The 4816-nt window shown below is 75.0% G+C and carries 4 protein-coding genes; all 4 read left to right on the top strand.

Going from position 1 to position 4816, the window contains the following annotated elements:
• On the top strand, positions 1–544 hold a 544-nt coding region (locus tag ACZJYS_RS22715; RefSeq protein ID WP_493180422.1), incomplete at its 5' end, for a M16 family metallopeptidase.
• Positions 541–1824 (top strand): M16 family metallopeptidase, encoded by a 1284-nt coding sequence (locus tag ACZJYS_RS22710; RefSeq protein ID WP_493180421.1) that lies wholly within the window; start codon positions 541–543, stop codon positions 1822–1824. The genes ACZJYS_RS22715 and ACZJYS_RS22710, both read left to right, overlap by 4 nt.
• A gap of 81 nt (positions 1825–1905) precedes the next feature.
• Complete coding sequence (gene pgi / locus ACZJYS_RS22705) at positions 1906–3567, top strand: glucose-6-phosphate isomerase (RefSeq protein WP_379650017.1); 1662 nt, start codon at positions 1906–1908, stop codon at positions 3565–3567.
• A 112-nt stretch (positions 3568–3679) separates the two neighbouring features.
• The coding region (gene mutL / locus ACZJYS_RS22700; RefSeq protein ID WP_493180420.1) for a DNA mismatch repair endonuclease MutL at positions 3680–4816 on the top strand (1137 nt) is incomplete at its 3' end.

Here is a 4816-nt window from a genome sequence, read left to right as displayed (position 1 = left end):
CTTCCTGCGCGGCTGGGTGGCCCCCACCCTCGTCCCCACCACGGCCGGCGCCACGCCGAGCGAGCACGCCTACCCGCTGGAGGTGCTCTCCCACCTGCTGGGCGGCGGCCAGGGCTCCCGCCTGCACGAGGCGCTGGTGCAGAGCGGCCTCGCCGTCTCCGCCGGCTGCGGCTACGACGGGGATGCCATCGGCACCGGCAATCTGGAGCTGTTCGTCACCCCCCGCCGCGAGACCACCACGGCGAAGCTGGAGGAGGCGGTCGGCGCCTGCATCGGCACGCTGCTGGAGAAGGGCGTGACCGAGGCGGAGGTGGCCCGCTCCATCCGCCAGCTCACCGCCGGCACGCTGCTGGCGCTGGACAGCCTGGGCACCGCGCCGCGCATCCTGGGCGGCGCGCTCGCCACCGGCCTGCCGCTGGAGGCCATCGAGTACTGGCCCGCCCGCATCCGCGCCGTGACGCGCGCGCAGGTGGAAGCGGCGGCCCGCGCCGTGCTGGCCCGCCCCTCGATGAGCGGCTGGCTGCTGCCGGAGGGCGCGGCATGAGCGCCGACCCGGCGGCGCCCGGCTTCTCGCTGCCCATCCAGGTGGTGGAGGGCGGTGGCTTCACCGCCTGGCTGGCCGAGGACCATTCGGTGCCGGTGGTCAGCCTCGCCTGGTCCTGGCCGGGCGGCGCCTCGCTCGACCCCAAGGGGCAGGAGGGCGCCTCGGCGCTCGCCGCCGCGCTGATGACCGAGGGCGCCGGCGACCTCTCCGCCCTGGCCTTCGCCGATGCGCTGCGCGACGAGGGCATCGGCCTCGACTTCAGCGCCTCGCGCGACAGCTTCGACGGCAGCCTGCGCGCCCTCGCCCCCGCCCTGCCGCAGGCGGTGCGCCTCGCCCGGCTGGCGATGACGGCGCCCACCCTGGCCGAGCCGGACGTGGCGCGGCTGCGCGCCCGCGCCATCGCCCGCGCCCGGCAGTCGCTGGAAGGGCCGCGCGGCCGTGGCGCCCGCGCCTTCTGGGCCGCCGGCTACCCCGACCATCCCGCCGGCCGCCCTTCCGGCGGCACGGAGGAAAGCCTGGCCGCGCTGACGGTGGAGCAGCTCCGCGCCGCGCTGGGCCGCCATCTGCGCCGTGGCCCCCAGGGCCGGGAGGGGCTGCTGGTGGCTGCCTCCGGCGCCATCACCGCGGCGGAGCTGGCCGCGCTGCTGCCCGAGCTGCTGGGCGCCCTGCCGGAAGGCGCGCCGCCCGCGCCGCCGCCGCTGCCGGATTTCCGCCAGTTCGGCACCCAGGTGGTGCCGGTGGCCTCGCCGCAATCCTTCGTGCTGTTCGGCCAGCCCGGCCTCTCGGTGGACGACCCGGACTGGGAGGCGGCGCAGGTGGTGCTGCGCATCCTGGCCGGCGGCGGCTTTACCGCCCGCCTCACCCGCAGCATCCGCGAGGAGCGGGGCCTGACCTACGGCATCGGCGCCGGGCTCGACGTGCTGTTCGGCCAGAGCGTGCTGGCCGGCTCCTGCGCCACGGTCAATGCGCGGGTGGCCGAGCTGCTCGGCGTGCTGCGCGCCGAGTGGAAGCGCATGGCCGAGCAGGGCCCGACGGCGGAGGAGATGGAGGAGGCGGTGGCCTACATGACTGGCAGCCAGCCGCTCCAGTTCACCGACAGCCGCCGAATCGCCGCCACCCTGCTGGCGATGCGCCGCAACGGCCGCCCGCTGGACTGGCTGGAGCGCCGCCCCGCACGCCTGGCCGCCATCAGCCGCGATCAGGCGACGAAACTCGCGGCCCGCCTGCTCGTTCCCGGTCAGCTTTCCGTGACGGTGGCAGGCCAGCCAGAGGGGCTGTAGCGTAGGTGTCCGGCAAGGGGCTTTGACACCCCCGGGTGACACTCTAGCCTGCGTTCACGGAGTGAACTGGGGACCGACTGCATGACGCTTTCCGCGCGCGAGACCGCCTGGGCCCGGATCCATTCGCTGGCCCAGCGGCCCGGCGCCGGATCGATCCGGACCCTGTTCGACGCCGACCCGGAGCGCTTCCAGCGCTTCCACCGCAAGGCCTGCGGCATCCTGCTCGACATGTCCAAGACCTCGATCGATTCCGAGGTGCTGGCGGCGCTGCTGGAGCTTGCGCAGGCCTCCCAGGTGACGGCGCGGCGCGACGCCATGGCGGCCGGCCAGATCGTCAACCAGACCGAGCAGCGCGCCGTGCTGCACATGGCGCTGCGGGCGCCGCGCAGCGCCGGCTTCCGCGCCGCCCTGCCCGAGGGCGGCTACGAGGATGCCAGCGCCTCGGTGGAGGAGACGCTGGAGCGGATGCGGCAGTTCACCCGCGCCATCCACACCGGCGACATTCGCGGCGCCACCGGCGAGACCTTCACCGATGTCATCAACATCGGCATCGGCGGCTCCGACCTCGGCCCCTTCATGGCCAGCCGGGCACTCTGGACGGTCCGCTCGCCGATGCGGCCGCTCTATCTGGCCAATGCCGACGCGCACAACTGGGAGGCCATCCGCCCCCGGCTGAACCCGCACCGCACCCTGATGCTGGTGGCCAGCAAGACCTTCACCACCGCCGAGACCATGGCCAATGCCCGGGTGGTGCGCGGCTGGCTGGAGCGCAACCTGGGCGAGGCCGGCGCGCGCCGGCACATGGCCGCCCTCTCCACCAACCACGAGGCCACCTCGGCCTTCGGCATCATGCCGGACCGGGTGTTCGGCTTCCACGACTGGGTGGGCGGGCGCTTCTCCCTGTGGTCGGCGATCGGCCTGTCCATCGCGCTGGGCTGCGGCTGGGACGAGTTCTCGCAGCTGCTGGCCGGCGCCCGCTCGATGGACGAGCACTTCCTCACCGCACCGCCCGAGCAGAACCTGCCGCTGCTGCTGGCGCTCATCACCGCCTGGCACGTCAACGGGCTGGGGCTGAAGGCGCATGCCATCCTGCCCTACGACCACCGCCTCTCCCGCTTCCCGGCGCATCTTCAGCAGCTGGAGATGGAGAGCCTGGGCAAGCGCGTCACCCTGGCCGGCGAGCCGGTGCGGCACGACACCGGCCCGGTGATCTTCGGCGAGCCGGGCACCAACGCGCAGCATTCCTTCATGCAGCTGCTGCACCAGGGCACCACCCCTGTGCCGGCGGATTTCGTGCTGGTGGCCAACCCGAACCACCCCTATGCCGACAACCACCGCCTGCTGCTGGCCAACGGCCTGGCCCAGGCCGAGGCCCTGCTGCGCGGCCGCACCGAGGCGGAGGTGACCGCCGAGATGCGGAAGGCCGGCACCCCGGCCGAGGAGATTGCCCGGCTGCTGCCGCACCGCCTCTTCCCCGGCGACCGGCCGAGCACCACCCTGCTGCTGGACCGGCTGGACGCCTACACGCTGGGCCAGCTCGTGGCGCTCTACGAGCACAAGGTGTTCTGCCTCGGCGCGCTGTGGGACATCGACGCCTTCGACCAGTGGGGGGTGGAGCTGGGCAAGCAGCTCGCCAAGTCGATCCTGCCGGAGCTGGAGCCGGCGGGCCGCGTGGGCGAGCACGACCCCTCCACGGCGGGGCTGATCGCGCGCATCCGCGACATGCAGGGCAACCCGAACTGAGGCGGCGCCGGGGAAGCACCCTTCCCCGGCCGGCAATCCGGCGGCTCTTTTCCGGCAGCGTTTCCGGGTGCGGCTGCGGCGCCGCCCGCCGGGCTGCGCTATAAGCCCGGGCATGGATCGCATCCGCCTTCTCTCCGCCACCACGGCCGACCGCATCGCCGCCGGCGAAGTGGTCGAGCGCCCCGCCGCCGCCGTGAAGGAGCTGGTGGAGAACGCGCTCGACGCCGGCGCCCGCCGCATCCATGTGGCGCTGGAGGGAGGCGGCACCGGGCGCATCCTGGTGGAGGATGACGGCGCCGGCATGTCGCCGGCCGATCTCGCCCTCTGCGTCGAGCGGCACGCCACCTCCAAGCTGCCGGAGGAGGCGGCGCTGTTCCGCATCGCCACGCTGGGCTTCCGCGGCGAGGCGCTGCCCTCGATCGGCGCCGTGGCGCGGCTCTGCATCACCAGCCGCCCGCAGGGGGGCGAGGCGCACCAGATCACCGTCGAAGGGGGCGCCAAGGGCGAGGTGCGGCCCGCCGCCGGCGCCCCGGGCACGCGCGTCGAGGTGCGGGACCTGTTCTACGCCACCCCCGCCCGCCGCAAGTTCCTCAAGACCCCCGGCACCGAGGCGGGGCACGCGGTGGAGGCGGTGCGCCGCCTGGCGCTGGCCTGGCCGGAGGTGGCCTTCCGCGTGGAGCTGGAGGGGCGCGCCGTGCTGAACCTGGCGCCGGCCGACCGCGCCGGGCGCCTCGCCGCCGTGCTGGGGCCGGATTTCGCCGCCGCCGCCGTGCCGGTGGGCGGCGCCTCCTGGGAGGCGCTGACGCTCGACGGCATGGCCGCCCTGCCCGGCCTGACCCGCCCCACCGCGGCCGAGCAGCACCTCGTCGTCAACCGCCGCCCCGTGCGGGACCCGCTGCTGCGCGCCGCGCTGCGCGTGGCCTACCGCGACCTCATCGCCAGCGGGCGGCACCCGGTGGCGGCGCTGTTCATCGACCTCCCCCCCGAGATGGTGGATGTGAACGTCCACCCGATGAAGACCGAGCTGCGCTTCCGCGAGGCCGGCGCGGTGCGCGGCGCGCTGATCTCGGCGCTGCGCCGGGCGTTGGCGGTGGGCGCCGGGACCACGGGCGCCGTGGTGGAGGATGAGGGGGCGGAAGGCGGCGCCCCTCCGCCCGCCGCGCCCTGGCCTTCCGCCGGCGGGCGGCCGGAGCCCTTCCAGCCCGGCTTCGCCGAGGCGGAGCCGGGCTTCGCCGGGCCGCGCGCGCAC

It is taken from the genome of Roseomonas sp. TS2, assembly GCF_058833935.1.
Note: the sequence above shows the minus strand (reverse complement) of the source record. Positions and strands in the feature narration are given on the sequence as shown.

Bases quoted from the DNA above. Each gene is read 5' to 3' on its own strand.
- ACZJYS_RS22710 (WP_493180421.1), top strand. From the start codon at position 541: ATGAGCGCCGACCCGGCGGCGCCCGGCTTCTCGCTGCCCATCCAGGTG.
- pgi (WP_379650017.1), top strand. From the start codon at position 1,906: ATGACGCTTTCCGCGCGCGAGACCGCCTGGGCCCGGATCCATTCGCTG.